We start from the raw sequence: 15,510 nt of genomic DNA on the forward strand, positions 1-15,510 counted from the left end.
CCTCGCGGCGTCCCGGCGGCTGGACCTACTTGCCGAAGCTGCGCAGCCGCAGCGAGTTGGCGACGACGAGCACGGAGCTCGCAGCCATGGCCGCCCCGGCCAGCATCGGGTTGAGCAGGCCCAGTGCCGCGACGGGGATGCCGACGGCGTTGTAGAAGAAGGCCCAGAACAGGTTGCCCTTGATGGTGCCCAGCGTGCGTCGCGAGAGCTCGATGGCCTGGGCCACCTGCTCCAGGCTGTTGCCCATCACGGTGAGGTCGGCCGCCTCGATGGCGACGTCGGTGCCCGAGCCCATCGCGATGCCGAGGTCCGCCTGGGCCAGGGCCGCGGCGTCGTTGACGCCGTCGCCCGCCATGGCCACGGTCGCCCCGGCGGCCTGCAGCTCCCGGATGGCGTCGACCTTGCCGGCCGGGGTCACGCCTGCCCGAACGTCCGCGGCGTCGATCCCGACGGTCGCTGCCACCTGCAGGGCGACCGCGCGGTTGTCGCCCGTGAGCAGGACGGGCCGCAGGCCGAGGCGGCGCAGGCGCCCGATGGCGGCGGCCGAACCGTCCTTGACGGTATCGGACAGCGTGATGAATCCGGCGACGTCGCCGTCGACGGCGACCCATACCGCCGTCGTGCCCGCGTCTTCCGCGGCACGGAGGGCGGCCGCCTGCGTCCCGGTGGGACGGATGCCGTTCCGGTCGAGCCAGCCGGTCCGTCCGGCCGTGACGACGACATCCCCGACGGTCGCGCGGACGCCGCCTCCGGGGGCGCTCGAGAAGTCGTGTGCTTCCGGAAGCCTGCCGTTCCCGGCGGCGTGCAGGGCGATGGCCTGGGCGATCGGGTGCTCGCTCGCGGCCTCGACGGCTCCTGCGAGCCGCAGGAGGTCGGTGGCGAAGATGTCCGACAGGACGACGACGTCGTCGACGGCCATGGTGCCGGTGGTGACCGTGCCGGTCTTGTCCAGCACGATGGTGTCCACGGTCCGGGTGTCCTCGAGGACCTGCGGCCCGCGGATGAGGATGCCGAGCTGGGCGCCGCGGCCGGTGCCCGTCAGCAGCGCCGTCGGTGTCGCGAGGCCGAGGGCGCACGGGCAGGCGATCACCAGGACGGTGACGGACGCGGTGAAGGCCGCGTCGAGGTCGCCGGTGAGCACGAGCCACAGGACGAAGGTGAGCATCGCGAGAACGAGGACCACCGGGACGAAGACCGCGCTGATGCGGTCCGCGAGCCGTGCGATCCGCGCCTTGCCGCTCTGCGCCTGGCTGACGAGGCGCCCCATGGAGGACAGGACCGTATCGGCGCCGACGCGGGTGGCCCTCACCACGAGCCGGCCGGACGTGTTGATCGTGGCACCCGTGACGACGTCTCCCGGAGTGACCTCGACCGGGACGCTCTCACCCGTCAGCAGGGCGGTGTCGACGGCGCTGGCGCCCTCGGTGACGACGCCGTCGGTAGCGATCTTCTCGCCCGGGCGGACGACGAACTCATCGCCCGGGATCAGCGCGTTGGCGGGAAGCGTGACCTCGGTGCGCTCGCCGTCGACGGTGCGCAGCACGTGGGCCTCCTTGGCGCCGAGGTCCAGGAGCGACTTCAGGGCATCCCCGGCGCGGTGCTTGGCGGACGCTTCGAGGAAGCGGCCGAGCAGCAGGAACGTCACGACGACGGTGGCCACCTCGAAGTAGAGGGCGGAGGTCTCCATGCCGGCCATGCCCGCGTGCCGGGTCATGGCCGGATCCGCGAAGAGCTGCCAGGCCGAGAAGAGGAAGGCCGCCGTGACGCCGATCGAGACGAGCGTGTCCATGGTGGAGGACAGGTGGCGTGCGTTGATGGCGGCGGCCCGGTGGAACGGCCAGGCGGACCAGGTCACCACCGGCAGCGACAGTGCGAACACCACCCAGCCCCAGTCCGGGAACTGGAGGGCGGGAACCATGGAGATCAGCAGCACCGGCACGGACAGGATGGCGGCCAGGACCAGGCGGGCTCCGAGGAGCGACGGCGCGGAGTCGTGATCGCCCGTTCCCGCGGAGTCCGGATGCACCACGTGGGCGCCGTAGCCCGTCGCCACGACCGTGTCGATCAGGTCCTGGTCGCTCACGGACGCGGGGACCCGGACGACGGCGCTCTCCAGAGGGAGGTTGACGCTCGCCTCCACGCCGTCGAGCTTGCCGAGCTTCCGCTCGACGCGTGCCACGCAGGAGGCGCACGTCATGCCCTGGATGGAGAGCTCCACGACGCGCTGCTCCTGCTCCGTGCCCTGCACCGGAATCTGCTGGGTCGCCATGTCAGGAACCCGCGGGCACCACGCTGTAGCCGGCCTCGGCGACGGCTTCGTCGATCGACGCGGCGTCCAGCGGAGCGGAGGACGAGATGGTGGCCGTGGAGGTGCCGCCGTTGACGAGGTCGACGTCGACGTTCTCGACGCCGGGGAGTTCCGAGAGTTCATTCTTCACGGCGCTGACGCAGTGGCCGCAGGTCATGCCGGTGATGCTGATCGTGGTGGTGCTCATGGTGTCCTCCTGAAGGATCGGATGGGGCTGGGGTGTAACTGGATGGGGTTCTGCTAGCGCAGGAGCCGGCCGATCGCCGCCGTCGCCTCCTGGACCTTCTCCTGCACGGCGTCGCTGCTGCCGGAGTTCTGGGCTTCCTGGGCTGCTCCGACGACACAGTGCGAGATGTGCTCCTCGAGCAGGCCCATCGACACGGCGTGGAGAGCCTTGTTGACGGCCGCTACCTGCGTGAGGATGTCGATGCAGTACTGGTCCTCCTCGACCATGCGGGCGATGCCACGCACCTGGCCTTCGATACGGCGCAACCTCTTGAGGTACGCGTCCTTGTCCGCGGTGTAGCCGTGCGGTGTCGGGTTCTGCGTGCTGGTGGTCATGAATTCGCTCCTCGTGTCGTCTTCAATATACCCTCAGGGGGTATAACTGGCCAACCCGGGACACTATTCCCTCGCACTGCCCGTGTTGAGGGAACGCCCAGCGGAGTCCCGTACCGTGGCTGACCGGAACACCTCCAACCCAAGGACGTCCATGACCCTCTCGCTGTCGGGCTGGCAGAAGCGAGTCCTCCTGCTCCTCGCCGGAATCGCCGTACTGGCCCTCTTCGCACTGGCCTTCACGGCCGGACGCGTCTCCGCCGGCCCCTCCTTTCCCAGCACCACCAGCGCGGATGCGGGGTTCGCCCGCGACATGCAGGTGCACCACAACCAGGCCGTCGAGATGTCCATGATCGTGCGCGAGAACGTCACAGATGAGACGCTCCGCGCGATCGCCTACGACATCGCCCTCACGCAGCAGCAGCAGGCCGGGCAGATGTATGCGTGGCTCGAGGAGTGGAACCTCAGCCAGAGCACCTCCCAGCCGCGCATGGAGTGGATGGCCGCCGGCTCCGGCGAGCACGCCGGCATGGACATGGGGTCCGGGAACGACGGCGCCTCGATGCTCGGTCCCGACGGGCTCATGCCCGGCATGGCCACCGAGGAGCAGCTCGACGAACTCCGCGCAGCCCGCGGCGAGGACGCGGAGCGGCTCTACCTCACCCTCATGATCAGCCACCACACGGCGGGCGTGGAGATGGCCGAAGCCGGCGCGGAACTCGCGGAGACCGACCAGGTGCGCTCGCTGGCCACGAAGATCCAGTCGGGCCAGCAGGCCGAGATCACCCTGATGCAGACCATGCTCGACGCCCTGTAGGGCATTCCCCCAAACCGCGCCGGTTAAGGGACCGGCGGGCCTCGCCGGTACATTGGGTTCCGGCGCTATCCGATCCGCGGTGAACGCCGCAGCCACCCCAGCATGAAGGACACCTCGTTGAACAAGAAACGGTCTCAGGAGAACCAGGACCGCCAAGCGCGCCTGGCCGCCATCCAAGCCCAGCAGCGGGCGAGCGAGCGCAAGCGCAACGCCCTGATCTTCGGCGGCATCGGCGCGGTCATCCTGGCGATCATCATCGCGGTGACCCTCGTGATCGTGAATCAGGTCCAGGTCAACCGCGAGCGGGAGGACGCCGCGGCCCAGCCGATCGAGGGCGTCCAGGAGTACCCCGACGTGACGTTCGACCACGTCGATACTCCCGTCGAGTACGAGCAGTCGCCTCCCGTCGGAGGGAATCATGCTCCGATCTGGACCAACTGCGGTGTCTACACCGAGGCCCTGCCCAACGAGAACTCCGTCCACTCCATGGAGCACGGCGCCGTCTGGATCACGTACAACCCGGACATCGGCCAGGAGGAGATCGACAAGCTGACCGAGCTCGTGGGTACACGCGCCTATGTGCTGCTCAGCCCGTACCCGGACCTCGACTCCCCGGTCGCCGCCAGCGCATGGGGCCTGCAGCTGAAGGTCGACTCCGCCGACGATGCGCGGCTCGCCACCTTCCTCGACAAATACATCCAGGGCGAGCAGACCCGCGAGCCCGGCGCTGCCTGCTCCGGCGGCCTGACGCCTGCGGGACGCGCCTCCTAGTCTCCGGCACGTGCGCACGGCGCAGCGGGCCGGCAGGGGCGCCTGCGCCGTCGTCGTTCGGTCCTGACTCGGTCCGATCGTGGCTACTGGGCGGGGGGTTAGGATGATTGTTTCCCGCGGGCCCGCCATGCGGGTAGCGTGGGAAATAATGGGCCACGCGCTGGCGGCCCCGACGCGAGCAGAAGGTGGATAGCAGTGGCTGACGACCAGATACTCGGCGAAGTGTCCCTGCCCGGGATGCTGCAGGACATGGTGCTGGAGAGCTCCGATGTGAACGAGTTCCTCGACGGGTTGGCGAAGCTCGCCGCGGATGCCATGTCGTCGGAGGACAAAGAAATGTTCTGCGGGGTCACCCTCCTCCGCCCGCGCTCCAAGGGAAGTGTGGCGAGCAGCAGCGAGCAGGCGCGGTTGATGGACGAGGTCCAGTACCAGTTCGACGACGGTCCCTGCATCCGGGCTGCCCGCGAGGGCCAGGTCTATGTCGTCGCCGACTTCCGCAGCGAATCCCGCTTCGGGGACTACACGGGAGCCATCATCAACCATGGTGTCCGCTCGGCGCTCGGTGTGCCGATCCCGCTCGACGGTCTCGCAGCAGCCGGCCTGGATCTGTATTCGACCCGGCCCAATGCCTTCGACGAGGCGGTCATCGCTGCCGCCGTGGACCTCGCCCGGGAAGCCTCGAAGTCCCTCCGCATGGCTGTCCGCGTCGCGCATCTCGCCGATACGGGCGAGCAACTCCGGGCCGCGATGAATTCGCGTACCACGATCGACGTCGCAGCCGGCATCATCATGGGGCAGAACCGGTGCAGCCACGACACCGCGATGACGATCCTCAAGGCCGCGTCCAGCGGGCGGAACGTCAAGCTCGCGGACATCGCCGCAGCGGTCGTCACGTCGATCGGCCAGCAACTCCCCGAAACCCACTTCGACGCGTGACCCGCCAGACGACCGGAGCTTCGACCGCGGCAGCCCCCATCGCGGCAGCGACTCCCGCCGTCGTCGTGGACGTCGATATCCTGGAACGCAATGTCGCCGCCATGGCGTCGTTCGCGGCGAAGAATGGGCTCGCGCTGCGACCGCATGCCAAGACCCATAAGATTCCCGGGATCGCCCACCGGCAGGTGGCGGCCGGCGCCGTCGGACTGACTGTCGCGACGATCGGTGAGGCGGAGGTCTTCGCCGCCACCGGGATCGAGGACATCTTCATCGCCTATCCGCTGTGGGTCGACGAGCGGGCCGCGGGGCGGCTCCTCGCACTGACCGATGTCGCCCGCCTGACCCTGGGCGTCGATTCCGCGGAGGGTGCGCAGCAGGTGGCCCGCAGCCTCGGAGCTGCCGCTTCACGCGTCGCGGTGCGGGTCGAGATCGACAGCGGCCACCACCGTAGCGGCGTGCCGCCGCTCCAGGCCGCCGACGTCGCACTGGCCGCGGCGTCAGCGGGCCTGTCTGTCACCGGGGTGTTCACCTTCCCGGGCCACAGCTACGGGCCGGGCGCGGCGGCGCCGGCCGTCGCTGACGAGAACGCGGCCCTGTCGGCGGCCGCCGTTTCCCTGCAGGACGCCGGCTTCACCGAGCTCGAGGTCAGTGGGGGCTCGACGCCGTCGGCTCTCTCGTCCTCAGGCGACACCCTGACCGAACTGCGCCCGGGCGTCTACGTGTTCGGGGACGCCCAGCAGTGGGAACTCGGCCACTGCAGGCCGGAGGACATCGCGCTCACCGTCGAAAGCACGGTCGTCAGCCGTCGGACCGGACCGGCAGGGGAGCCCCGGTTCGTCGTGGATGCCGGCAGCAAGGTCCTGGGCACCGACCGTGCGGCATGGGCCACAGGGTACGGACGGCTCCTGGACCACCCGGATGCGCGCATCGTGGCCCTCTCGGAGCATCACGCCACTGTCGAGTGGCCGTCCGGACAGGACGTACCACCGCTGGGTGCGCGGCTGCGGGTCGTGCCCAACCACGTGTGCCTGACCGTCAACCTCGTGGACGAGGTGCTCGCGGTGCGCGACGGCGTCGCAGAGGAGCGCTGGGCCGTCGCGGCGCGAGGCCGGAACAGCTAGGGCGCGTCCCCTGCATGCAGCGTCAGCCGGCCTCTGATGCGGGGTAGAGGGAGACGTCCACCGAGTCTCCGCGGTGGTGGAACCGGATAATGCTCCCGTCCGGGAGTCCATCCATGGAGTCGTCCCCCAAAAGGGGCCACGCGCCGATGTCCGCAAAAAGATCAACCCCAGGTGGCACGCAATTGGCGCCGTCGACCGTGGGGCCCGAGCGGTCGATGATCATGAAGCACTGAAGGCCCTGCCTGTCCACGGAGAACCAGGGTTCGACTCCCCGATACGGTTCGTAGCCGCGAAGGCTGGAGCGGTCGACGTCGGCTCCCAGGACGTCCAGCATCAAGAACACCACGTCGTCCGCCTCGTGTTCGGTTGCATGCAATGTGGCATCGGAATGCGGTCCGATGAGCCACTCCAAGGAGTACGCGAGGGCAAAAAGGACCACGAGCGTGCCGGCCACGGACCAACTGCGGTGGGCGCGTGTGGCCGTGGCGTAAAGCCAGATGGAATGCCAACGCGACCTTGATGGGTCGTTGCTGGACGCCACCACGGGCGCAATGCCGGCTGCCTGGTCCCGCCGATCAGCTGCGGACACAGTTCGGGCGACGTCGACCACCGGCACGCTTTCCGCGGCTGCTGCGGGTTCGTCGATCTCGGTGTCGTCGCCTTCAGGCGGGTTCCCTGTGCCTGCCGTTTCCAGTTCTGCCAGCCTCGCCAGGGCAGCGCGGTCAGCTTGGATATCGGAGTGCGGGCCGTACGCTCTCCTGCGGAGTTCACCCAGTTCACGCTCAGCATCCGAGGAGGGCGAGGATGCGTCCATCAGGCTGCCTCCGGCATGAGGTGGACGTAGGCATCCACCGTGTCGCCACGAAGCATGAACCGGATAATGCCATCGCCGGTGAGCCCGTCGAATCCTTCGAATCCGTCGCCGAACGACGAGACATCCATGATGAGGTCCGCCGGAGCCGGAGCGCAGCGCGCATCTGACAGACTGCCGCTTGCCCGGTGCACCGCCACGAGACAGGGCGAGCCGAACGCGTTCACCGCGGACCAGATCTCGAGGCCGCGATATGACTCATACGCGCGGAGGGTCGAGGTGTCGATCTCGAACAGGGGAACTTCCACGGCCACCAGTTCGCGGACCTGCTTATCGGCCTCGACCGCGGTCGGGTGCAGAGTAGCCGCGGGACGCGGTGCTGATAAGAAGAAGGTCGTCGCGACGATCCCGCCCGCGACGACCAATGCGCCAGCCGTCCACGCGACGCGGTTCCACCTCGTCGCCGTCGTCCGTTGCGACCGCGGCGAGCCTTCCTTCACCGCCTTTACTGGCTGTGACGGCGGGGCGGCCGCCGGCTCCGTCGGCTCCGGGGCCACCTGATCTCCTGCTGCGGCAGCGCTGGCGGGAGCCGCTGTCGGCGCGACATCCGTACCGGCTGCGCTATCGCTCGTGGGGGCATGCGCCCGACGGCTTTCGCTCGCAGGGGCATCCGCCCGACGGCTTCCACTCATGGGGGCACCCGCCCCACGCTCGACGTCAGCGCGGTGCGCTGCCTCGAGTTCGCGCAACCTCGCGAGAGCCGGAGGGTCGGCGCCGATATCGGCATGCGGCCCGTATGCCCTCGCGCGCAGTTCGTCGAACTCGCGGTCGGCGTTCGAAGATGCGCGAAGCCTTCCACAGCCGAAAGGTACACCCGTCGGGTGGGGGAGTCTATGGGCGCTCGATGACGACGGGACGGGGTCTTTGATCGGAAGGGCCAGGGTGGCCAGCCAACTCCGTGAGGACGCTTACTTGACCTGCGGGTACGGGCACGAGTAGTCGTAATCGAGTCCGGCCGAGACGTACTGCGTCACTTTTACGATGCTGGTGGGCGTCAGACCAGGCAGAGAACAATTCGACTTCGCTCCCTGCAGGGTCCTGGCACCTGCCAGCCAACTCGGCAATCCATAGAGGGGGGTGCCGGGTGGCACGGTCCCGGCGATGGTTCCCCACTGATAGCCCGTCGAGTAGATGCCGACACCGGAGCTCGGAATGCTCCGGAAGTAGGCGACCATTCCTTCCAGATCAGCCCGGTTCAAGGCGGGGCCGTTCGCGCCGGTCTGCCAGCTGTTGCCCGTCTCCACATCCAGCCACCAGAAATAGGAGACGGTCTTCGGTATGCCTCGGACGGCAGCGTCCTGGAAAGCTCTCACGTAGCCGTACATGTAGGAGCAGGCGAGGCTGACGGTCCCTGGCACTTCGTCCGCGCAGTTCCCGTAGGGGTTGGACACCACCTTGCCGTCGTCATTGATGTTGGACGACGGCCACCAGGAGCCCGCATGTCCTGGGTTGGCGGTGTTCACGTACAGAGCCACTTTGGGCTGCGCAGTTACTGCGGAGGTCCTCGTAGCGTCCGCGGCCCACTTGAGTTGGGCATCGAGGCAAGGGTTGGTGTTGTTGGCCAGTCCGCCGTTCACGCCTACGATCGCGAATGCTGTCGAACTGGGAAGCGTCTTGCTGCACTGGGGCCAGGACACGTCGTTGCCCACCGGGTCCGCGGTTCCCGATGACGGGGCTGCCGCCACCGGTGCCATTCCGGTGACCGTCAGTCCCAGCAGGGCCAGGAACGTGCATGCCATTTTCATTCCGAGACGAGCCATGCCCGATGGTACGTCCGTTTCGGGGGTGAAACGCCGGTGAACTCTGGCGTTCATTCGGTCCTCTGTCGGGTGTGCTCCTGGCTGTTGTTCGACCAATGAAGAGGACTGTCGAGGTCGGCGGGCAGGCGTGTGCTCGTGTTGCCTTGGGCGGCGTTGAGCTGGGCCTGGGTCAGATAGAGGGCCTTGGACAGGTCGGCCCCTTCGAAACGTGCATCTCTGAGGTCGGCGCCGAGGAGGTCTGCACCCGATAGGTCACAGTCCCGAAGGTCGGCGGCGATGAGGTAGGCACCTCGAAGGTTCGCCCCGCACATTGGCCGGGACCGTAGCTTCCTGCCCATGAGGTCGGCCCCGGGAGTGAACTCGATATCCAGATGGTCGTCCCCCGTGGCGAGATAGGAAGCTCTCACTTCTTCGCTGACGTCCATCAGCACGGACCGAACCCGCGCGTGCAGATCGCCGAGGTTCAGGGAGAGGACCTGCCGCGCGTCGGTCATCGCACTTTCGATGGTTCTTCTGAGCTGGTCGACCTGGTGCGAGGTGTCCGGGTCGAAGGTCCTGGTGCCGGCTTCTGTCAGGTACCAGAGCATCTCGTGGAGTTGACGGACGATCTCGAACGCCGGGAACATCCGTTTCGCTGATTCCGGGCTCGCTTTCCAGCTGATTCCTCCAAAGAGGTTCTGGGAGACGTTCTGCCCCGCTCCGAAGCAGTCGAAGACCGTGCATCCCCGGAAGCCTCGCGGCCGCAAGCTGTCGTGGATGGTGCAGGAGAAGTCGGGTGCCAGGTTCTGGCAGGGAGTCCCTGCTGGTTTGTCGACGGCGAAGTCGATCGTGCGGGAGAAGCCGAGGGCCGTGCAGCAGAGCGCGAAGCAGTTGCTGCAGTCAGGGCGCAACGACTCCCTGTTCAGAGCAGGGACGGAGGGCGCGGTGAAGTTCTTCGAGGTGGAGGGCATGGCATCTTCTCTGGGTCGGTTCGGTGGGGGGCCGGGGGCAGGGAACTCGCGAGGGAGTTCCCTGGACGGCACACGGAATCACCACTTCCGAGGGAAGCGAACGGGAACCGCTGCATCGACTCTGGATCACAGAGAAAGTAAGAATGTCACTGCGCCAAAAATAGCACCACGAAGTGCCTGCCCGTATGCCAAGCCCCGTGTGTGCACTCATGACAGGTGTCGCAGCCCGCGAGTACACGGCGAGCTCAAGCCCTAAGCGCTGTGTTCCCGAAGGAAGCGCAGGACGTGTGCCCACATCGCTTCCGCCGCGGCCGCATCGTACTCATCTGGCAGCGAAGCATCGGCGAACAAGTGTCCGCTGCCCGGATACTGGACATACTCTGCGACGTTGCCGGCCTCGTTTATCGAACGCAGCACGGAATGAACCGCGCCCTCGGCCTTGAACGGGTCGTCGACCGAGTAATGAAGCTGTGCGGGAACGCTTGGAGGCCAAACGGCTGCGCCGATCATTTCGAGCGGCAGAGCACCCGAACAGAGAATTGCGGCACCGACCTTCCGGGACACGGTGACGTGGGTTGCCATGCCGCCTCCGTTCGAGAAGCCCATAGCCACGAACCCATCCTCAAGGGTGCTCACCGCGTCAACAGCACGCGCCATAAGCGCAGGAAAGCCGATGGACTGTGCAAATGCACCGGCCTCGTCATAGTCGTCAAATACGCGGCCGTCGTACTGGTCGACGACGAGCACGTCATGACCCGCGGCGCGAAGGCGATCCGCCGCGTCCCGGATGCCGGACCGGACTCCGAGCACAGAATGGAACAGCGCAATCGTGGACATGTAAACCCTCCGCCAACTAGGATGCCCGTCGTCCCGATGCGGTGCAATGACAAAGCGTCCGTCGAAGACATTTGTTCAGGCCCTGGTGGCAATCGGCTCAGGTGCTGAAGATGTCGTTCAGAGTGACCGTGGTCAGCCCGCGGTCAGTGATGAGCTGTTCGAGTTGGGGGAATACCCGTGTGACCGGGAGGAAGTTCGCGTGTCCGATCACGATATGGGCGGGGAGGAACCATTGATGGGCGAGGTCGAGGATTTCCCGGTCGGTCCGAAGCGCCGAGTCGGCTAGGGACCCGTACCACATGACAGGGGATGTGTAGCCGATCGAGGCCGCCGCCGCATCGGTTCGTTCGTCCCGGTACCCGTACGGGGGCCGGTAGTACGGGCGGGGATCAGTGCCGAACGTGGAGACGATGAAGTCATGGTTCCGTTGCAGCTCGGCGACGATCTCCGCATCGCTGAGAGCTGTGAGGTCGGCGTGGGACCACGTGTGGTTGCCGAGCTGGACCTGGCCGGAGGCTACAAGCGGTGCGAGCAGTTCCGCGTGCTCGGACCACCCAGGGTAGGAGCCGTTGAGGAAGAAGGTCAGCCGGGTACCGCTTGTGCGAGCGAAGTCGAGATAGCGCCGGATGACCTCGCTGTCGGATCCATCATCGACCGTCCATGCAAGAAGCTGCTCGGACGTGGGCAGACTCGTGATGACACCCGCCGGTAGCGGCACTTTCAGCACAGCAGGTGCCACGGGCGACGGAACTGGCGCCGGTGTCGTTGCCGGCGGTGCCGGGGAAGGGACGGACGTCGGAACCGGAGAACCGGTGGGCGGTGCCGTCCGTAAACCCTCTGAGGCTATTCGGGCGGGCTGCGTACAGGCGGCAAGGCCAAGAACGACGCCGCTGGCCACAATTGCACTGATGAATGTTCGGCGCTCCACGCCACGACCTTTCCCCCAAATGACACCCCGCCGGTGCAGGCAGAATCCGCGGCGCGCCGATGGAAGTGACGACGCGCCGCGGTGCTCCGCAGGCAAGGATGAAGACCCCGATCCCCAGGACCGGCCTTTGCAGCCTATAACGCCGCGCCGGGGTGCAATCTCGTGTCTCGACCCCACACTGGGTGCATGAGTATTCGACTTGTACCGATGAGCGCGGAGCGATTCCCGGAATGGCTCGACCGGAGCCGGACCGAATTCATAGCAGATCTCGTCGCCACAGGTGAATCGCCGGAAGCCGCGCATCGCCAAGCCGCGGAAGCACTGGACGGCGCCTTCCCTACCCATGGTCCGACCGCCACCAATGCCGTGTTCGATGTCGTCGACAGCGCCGGGACAGCAGTCGGCTATCTCTGGATTGCCCAGGGCGAGCCTGATGACGAGGCGTCATGGTGGGTGTGGGATGTAGTGATTGAACCAGGGCATCGAGGCAAAGGCCTCGGCCGAGCAACGATGCTGCTTGCGGAAGAGTACGCACGTTCCCAGGGAGCCCACGCCCTTGGGCTCAGCGTCTTCGGGTTCAACACCGCCGCTCGAGGGCTGTATGAATCCTTGGGTTACGAGGTCACCAGTGTGAGGATGAGGAAGAGGCTGTAGCAACCAGGCGATCGATGTGCCGTCGAATGTCTGACAGACATTCGACGGTTCTCGTCACAGCTCGCGCCGCATGAGCACTCGTGGGAACCCGTTGAGAACCGAGTCGGTCGTAGCGGCCTTGGTGAACCCGCCCCGCTCGAACAGCGCACGGGTGCCCACGTAGGCCATGGTGAGGTCCACCTTTTCACCGTGGTTGTCGACCGGGTAGCCCTCGATCACCGGCGCCCCGTGGTCGCGCGCAAACTCAACAGCGCCGGCGAGCAAGTGGTGGGAGACACCTTTGCCGCGATGGCCCGGCCGTACCCTGATGCACCAGACCGACCACACGTCACGGTCATCCACATGCGGAATCTTCCGGTTCCGGGCGAAGCTGGTGTCGGCGCGCGGATGCACTCCTGCCCACCCCACAACCTCGTCACCGTCATATGCGAGCACCCCCGGCGGAGGAACCTGCGCGGCCAGCTCCTGCACGAGAACCCCGCGCTCCGGACCGCGCAGTGCAACGTTCAGCTTCGACGGGATGCGGTAGCTGAGGCACCAGCACACATTCGCATCAGGCCGCTTCGGCCCCAGCACCGCCGCTATGTCAGTGAACGCCGTCGCGGGAAGGACTTCGATTGCCATGGCGCCACACTATCGTTGCCTGCACCGGCACTGCCTGGAGTCGAAGCGCCCATCGCCAGGGCTCTTGAGAGTTGCAGGATCCGGCCGATCGCTCCCGTTTGCTCGCGACAGGTGGTAGGAAGTCATGCATGGAGATTCGCAGGGCGATGCCCGTCATCGTGACCGATGACCCGGCAGCCGCGCGAGAATTCTACGAATCGTTTCTCGGTTTCCGTGTCGCGATGGATGAGGATGGCATGACCATGTTCGCGTCGAGAAGCACGCCCACGACTCAACTGATCGTCGCCTGGCGCAGTCCCACTGCCGTGGATCCAGAGCTCAGGTCGGTGGACATTTCACTGGAAGTCGGCAGCGTGGACGCAGCCTATGCTCTAGCCCAAACAGCCGGCCTGGAAATTGTGCGGGAGATACGCAACGAGGCCTGGGGCGTCCGCCGGTTCTTCGTCCGGGACCCCGCTGGACGCGTCATCAACGTCGCCGGCCACCTCGCGTAGCACCTTGGGAAACGACCAGTTGAACCCCTGCACTCGTCAACTAGTATTGACGAGTGGAGTTTGCGGACTTGAAAACGCTCGTCGGATCGCTGGACGGTAAGGCGCCCGCTGGTGCTTTGCAGATCATTGCCGAGCTTCATCGGGAGGTGGGGCGCAGCGAGGCGGTCCTCGTCCGCAACGCTCGCCAAGCCGGGCTGTCATGGGAAGCCATTGCGCAGTGCCTCGGCGTGTCAAAGCAGGCAGTCCACCGGAAGTACGGGAAGCGATAGACCGCAGCATGAAGCGGCCGCGGCCCCAGGGCATGTACCGAAGACCGTTCAGTGACGGCTCCACGGTACTTCCCAGGGTCCGTTCTCCGACTTTCCTGATCGTCACGGGTTCCTGAGGAGAGAGATTTTTCGAATGGGAAATGAATGGATCGGAAGCGCTGAACTTGTGCGCGCGGCGGCCCGCGCGTTCGGATCACCTGCGGCAGTGACGGCAGTGGCAGTAGTCGCACCTCGTGGAGAAATGGTCGCGACGGCGGGTTGCGATGATCAATCGTCTTTCGAGATCGGGTCGATTTCAAAGGTGCTCACCGGTATGTTGTACCGGGACGTGACAGAACGGGGCCTCATCTCGCAAACGACAGTTCTTCGCGAGTTGCTTCCGCTCGAGGGTCACGGAGAGGTCGGCTCTGTGAGCCTGAGTTCCCTGGCTGTCCATCGCTCCGGTCTTCCACGGTTGCCTCCAGGAATGCATCCGCTTCGCCGGACCCTCAAACTTTGGAGCTATGGCGAGAACCCTTACGGTGATTCGCTGACCGAGCTTCTGGACCAGACGCGCAACCTGCGCCTCGGCGCCCCTCGGCCCAGGTACTCCAACCTGGGTTTCCAGCTACTGGGGCATGCGGTGGCGGAAGCAGCTGGGAGCAGCTACGAACAACTCCTTCAGGACGTCCTTGGGAATGGATTCCGGACTCCCATTCGTGCGGAGGACATCGGCCCCACGGACCTGACCGGTGTCAGCCGATTCGGCCGCCCCCAGGCGGCCTGGGTAGGTGAGGCCGTCGCGCCTGCGGGTGGCGTCCGCGCGAGCATCAGCATCATGCGCGGCTTCCTTCGTTCGGTCCTCGACGGGACAGCCCAAGGTTTGTCCGCGCTTGATCCGGTTTCGGATTTCACTCCCCGGGTCCGTATCGGTGCGGGTTGGATCGCGCTCAAGCACGAGGGCCGAATGATCACCTGGCACAACGGCAGCACCGGAGGGTTCAGCAGCTGGATCGGACTCGACCGGGACGCCGGCACCGGCGTCGTCGTCCTCGCGGCGCGTCACGGGTCCGTCGACAGGCAGGGATTCAAGCTCCTCACCGAATTCACCACCCTCCGAACGGTGCCACCACCACCACGCACCCTCAACGGCGGACCAGCAGTCTGATCGGCAGCACTCACATCGCTGCCAGAAGAATGAACCCGCTCCACGGGTGTGAACGGAATTTACGTTGACTGAAATTGCCGGAATCCTTGGTCGTCCCTGAGGCAGGGGGCAGGGGTGTTGATTGTGGGCTGGGAGGATAGGGGTGGGGGTCAGCGGAGTCTGGCTGTGGCGCTGGGCAAAGCTGGGGGATGAGTTTGTAGTGGCACGACGACGCACAGTCACGCGCATGAGGGCCGGTAGCGGCCTTGCGCCGGGAGCCGCGACCCGGACAACGCGGGCAGTGTCGCAGCTCGCAGCTGGGCAAGCTCGCCGACACCATGGTTGGGCACCACCTTGGATACGACGGGTGGTCCCATCTCTCGCCCGCCTGTTCGCGGTGCTCCTTCTGCTTGCGCTCTGCGCGTGCAATATCAATCCCCGGGCTGTTTCCTGCGAGCCTATTGACGGACGGAACCTCGCACCCGA

The 15,510-nt window shown here is 66.4% G+C and carries 18 protein-coding genes; 8 read left to right on the plus strand and 10 right to left on the minus strand.

Features of this window, described 5'->3' with window-relative positions; genetic code table 11:
- Positions 1 to 25 precede the first annotated feature (25 nt).
- Genes P5G52_RS03900 through P5G52_RS03910 form a run of 3 tightly spaced genes read right to left on the minus strand, consistent with a single transcriptional unit; the run spans position 26 to position 2,869 of the window.
- Positions 26 to 2,269: a heavy metal translocating P-type ATPase gene (locus P5G52_RS03900; RefSeq protein ID WP_301224857.1), complete on the minus strand. Its 2,244-nt coding sequence runs from the start codon at positions 2,267 to 2,269 to the stop codon at positions 26 to 28.
- 1 nt (position 2,270) lies between these two features.
- Positions 2,271 to 2,495, minus strand: coding sequence for a heavy-metal-associated domain-containing protein (locus P5G52_RS03905; protein WP_301224859.1), 225 nt, complete (start codon positions 2,493 to 2,495; stop codon positions 2,271 to 2,273).
- Positions 2,496 to 2,548: 53 nt separating this feature from the next.
- Positions 2,549 to 2,869 carry a metal-sensitive transcriptional regulator gene (locus P5G52_RS03910; protein WP_301224861.1) on the minus strand — a complete coding sequence of 107 codons (321 nt, stop codon included), beginning with the start codon at positions 2,867 to 2,869 and terminating at the stop codon, positions 2,549 to 2,551.
- Positions 2,870 to 3,020: 151 nt separating this feature from the next.
- Between P5G52_RS03910 and P5G52_RS03915 the strand changes: the two genes are divergently transcribed.
- The 4 genes from P5G52_RS03915 to P5G52_RS03930 all read left to right on the plus strand — a co-directional run bounded on the left by P5G52_RS03915 (position 3,021) and on the right by P5G52_RS03930 (position 6,511).
- Positions 3,021 to 3,683: a DUF305 domain-containing protein gene (locus P5G52_RS03915; protein ID WP_301224863.1), complete on the plus strand. Its 663-nt coding sequence runs from the start codon at positions 3,021 to 3,023 to the stop codon at positions 3,681 to 3,683.
- A gap of 117 nt (positions 3,684 to 3,800) precedes the next feature.
- Positions 3,801 to 4,454, plus strand: coding sequence for a thioredoxin-like domain-containing protein (locus P5G52_RS03920; protein WP_301224865.1), 654 nt, complete (start codon positions 3,801 to 3,803; stop codon positions 4,452 to 4,454).
- 195 nt (positions 4,455 to 4,649) lie between these two features.
- Positions 4,650 to 5,390 (plus strand): GAF and ANTAR domain-containing protein, encoded by a 741-nt coding sequence (locus tag P5G52_RS03925; protein ID WP_301224866.1) that lies wholly within the window; start codon positions 4,650 to 4,652, stop codon positions 5,388 to 5,390.
- Complete coding sequence (locus tag P5G52_RS03930; RefSeq protein ID WP_301224867.1) at positions 5,387 to 6,511, plus strand: alanine racemase; 1,125 nt, start codon at positions 5,387 to 5,389, stop codon at positions 6,509 to 6,511. The genes P5G52_RS03925 and P5G52_RS03930 overlap by 4 nt, the downstream gene beginning before the upstream one ends.
- 22 nt (positions 6,512 to 6,533) lie before the next feature.
- Here the strand turns inward: P5G52_RS03930 and P5G52_RS03935 are convergent, their stop codons facing one another.
- From P5G52_RS03935 to P5G52_RS03960, 6 genes are all read right to left on the minus strand, one after another.
- Positions 6,534 to 7,325 (minus strand): hypothetical protein, encoded by a 792-nt coding sequence (locus tag P5G52_RS03935; RefSeq protein ID WP_301224868.1) that lies wholly within the window; start codon positions 7,323 to 7,325, stop codon positions 6,534 to 6,536.
- On the minus strand, positions 7,325 to 7,822 hold the full coding sequence (locus P5G52_RS03940; protein WP_301224869.1) for a hypothetical protein: 498 nt from the start codon (positions 7,820 to 7,822) through the stop codon (positions 7,325 to 7,327). Before P5G52_RS03940 ends, P5G52_RS03935 begins: the two co-directional genes overlap by 1 nt.
- Positions 7,823 to 8,290: 468 nt before the next feature.
- Complete coding sequence (locus P5G52_RS03945) at positions 8,291 to 9,142, minus strand: glycoside hydrolase family 25 domain-containing protein (RefSeq protein WP_301224870.1); 852 nt, start codon at positions 9,140 to 9,142, stop codon at positions 8,291 to 8,293.
- Positions 9,143 to 9,192: 50 nt separating this feature from the next.
- Positions 9,193 to 10,092, minus strand: coding sequence for a pentapeptide repeat-containing protein (locus P5G52_RS03950; protein ID WP_301224872.1), 900 nt, complete (start codon positions 10,090 to 10,092; stop codon positions 9,193 to 9,195).
- A gap of 252 nt (positions 10,093 to 10,344) precedes the next feature.
- Positions 10,345 to 10,929, minus strand: coding sequence for a dienelactone hydrolase family protein (locus P5G52_RS03955; protein ID WP_301224874.1), 585 nt, complete (start codon positions 10,927 to 10,929; stop codon positions 10,345 to 10,347).
- 97 nt (positions 10,930 to 11,026) lie between these two features.
- Complete coding sequence (locus P5G52_RS03960; protein ID WP_301224876.1) at positions 11,027 to 11,668, minus strand: polysaccharide deacetylase family protein; 642 nt, start codon at positions 11,666 to 11,668, stop codon at positions 11,027 to 11,029.
- A 375-nt stretch (positions 11,669 to 12,043) separates the two neighbouring features.
- On the opposite strand from P5G52_RS03960, the gene P5G52_RS03965 reads away from it, so the two are divergent.
- The gene (locus tag P5G52_RS03965; RefSeq protein WP_301224878.1) at positions 12,044 to 12,511 is read left to right on the plus strand and encodes a GNAT family N-acetyltransferase; all 468 of its coding nucleotides are present in this window, start codon (positions 12,044 to 12,046) and stop codon (positions 12,509 to 12,511) included.
- A gap of 54 nt (positions 12,512 to 12,565) precedes the next feature.
- On the opposite strand, the gene P5G52_RS03970 is transcribed toward P5G52_RS03965, so the two are convergent.
- Positions 12,566 to 13,135: a GNAT family N-acetyltransferase gene (locus P5G52_RS03970; protein ID WP_301224880.1), complete on the minus strand. Its 570-nt coding sequence runs from the start codon at positions 13,133 to 13,135 to the stop codon at positions 12,566 to 12,568.
- Between the two features lie 128 nt (positions 13,136 to 13,263).
- On the opposite strand from P5G52_RS03970, the gene P5G52_RS03975 reads away from it, so the two are divergent.
- The 3 genes from P5G52_RS03975 (at position 13,264) to P5G52_RS03985 (ending at position 15,045) form a co-directional block, all read left to right on the plus strand.
- On the plus strand, positions 13,264 to 13,629 hold the full coding sequence (locus tag P5G52_RS03975) for a VOC family protein (RefSeq protein WP_301224882.1): 366 nt from the start codon (positions 13,264 to 13,266) through the stop codon (positions 13,627 to 13,629).
- Between the two features lie 53 nt (positions 13,630 to 13,682).
- Entirely contained in the window at positions 13,683 to 13,898 is a 216-nt protein-coding gene (locus P5G52_RS03980) for an AsnC family protein (protein ID WP_301224884.1), read from the plus strand.
- Between the two features lie 133 nt (positions 13,899 to 14,031).
- Positions 14,032 to 15,045: a serine hydrolase domain-containing protein gene (locus P5G52_RS03985; protein ID WP_301224886.1), complete on the plus strand. Its 1,014-nt coding sequence runs from the start codon at positions 14,032 to 14,034 to the stop codon at positions 15,043 to 15,045.
- The last annotated feature ends 465 nt before the right edge of the window (positions 15,046 to 15,510 follow it).

Source organism: Arthrobacter burdickii, from assembly GCF_030433645.1.
In the GTDB taxonomy this organism is placed as follows: domain Bacteria; phylum Actinomycetota; class Actinomycetes; order Actinomycetales; family Micrococcaceae; genus Arthrobacter_D; species Arthrobacter_D burdickii.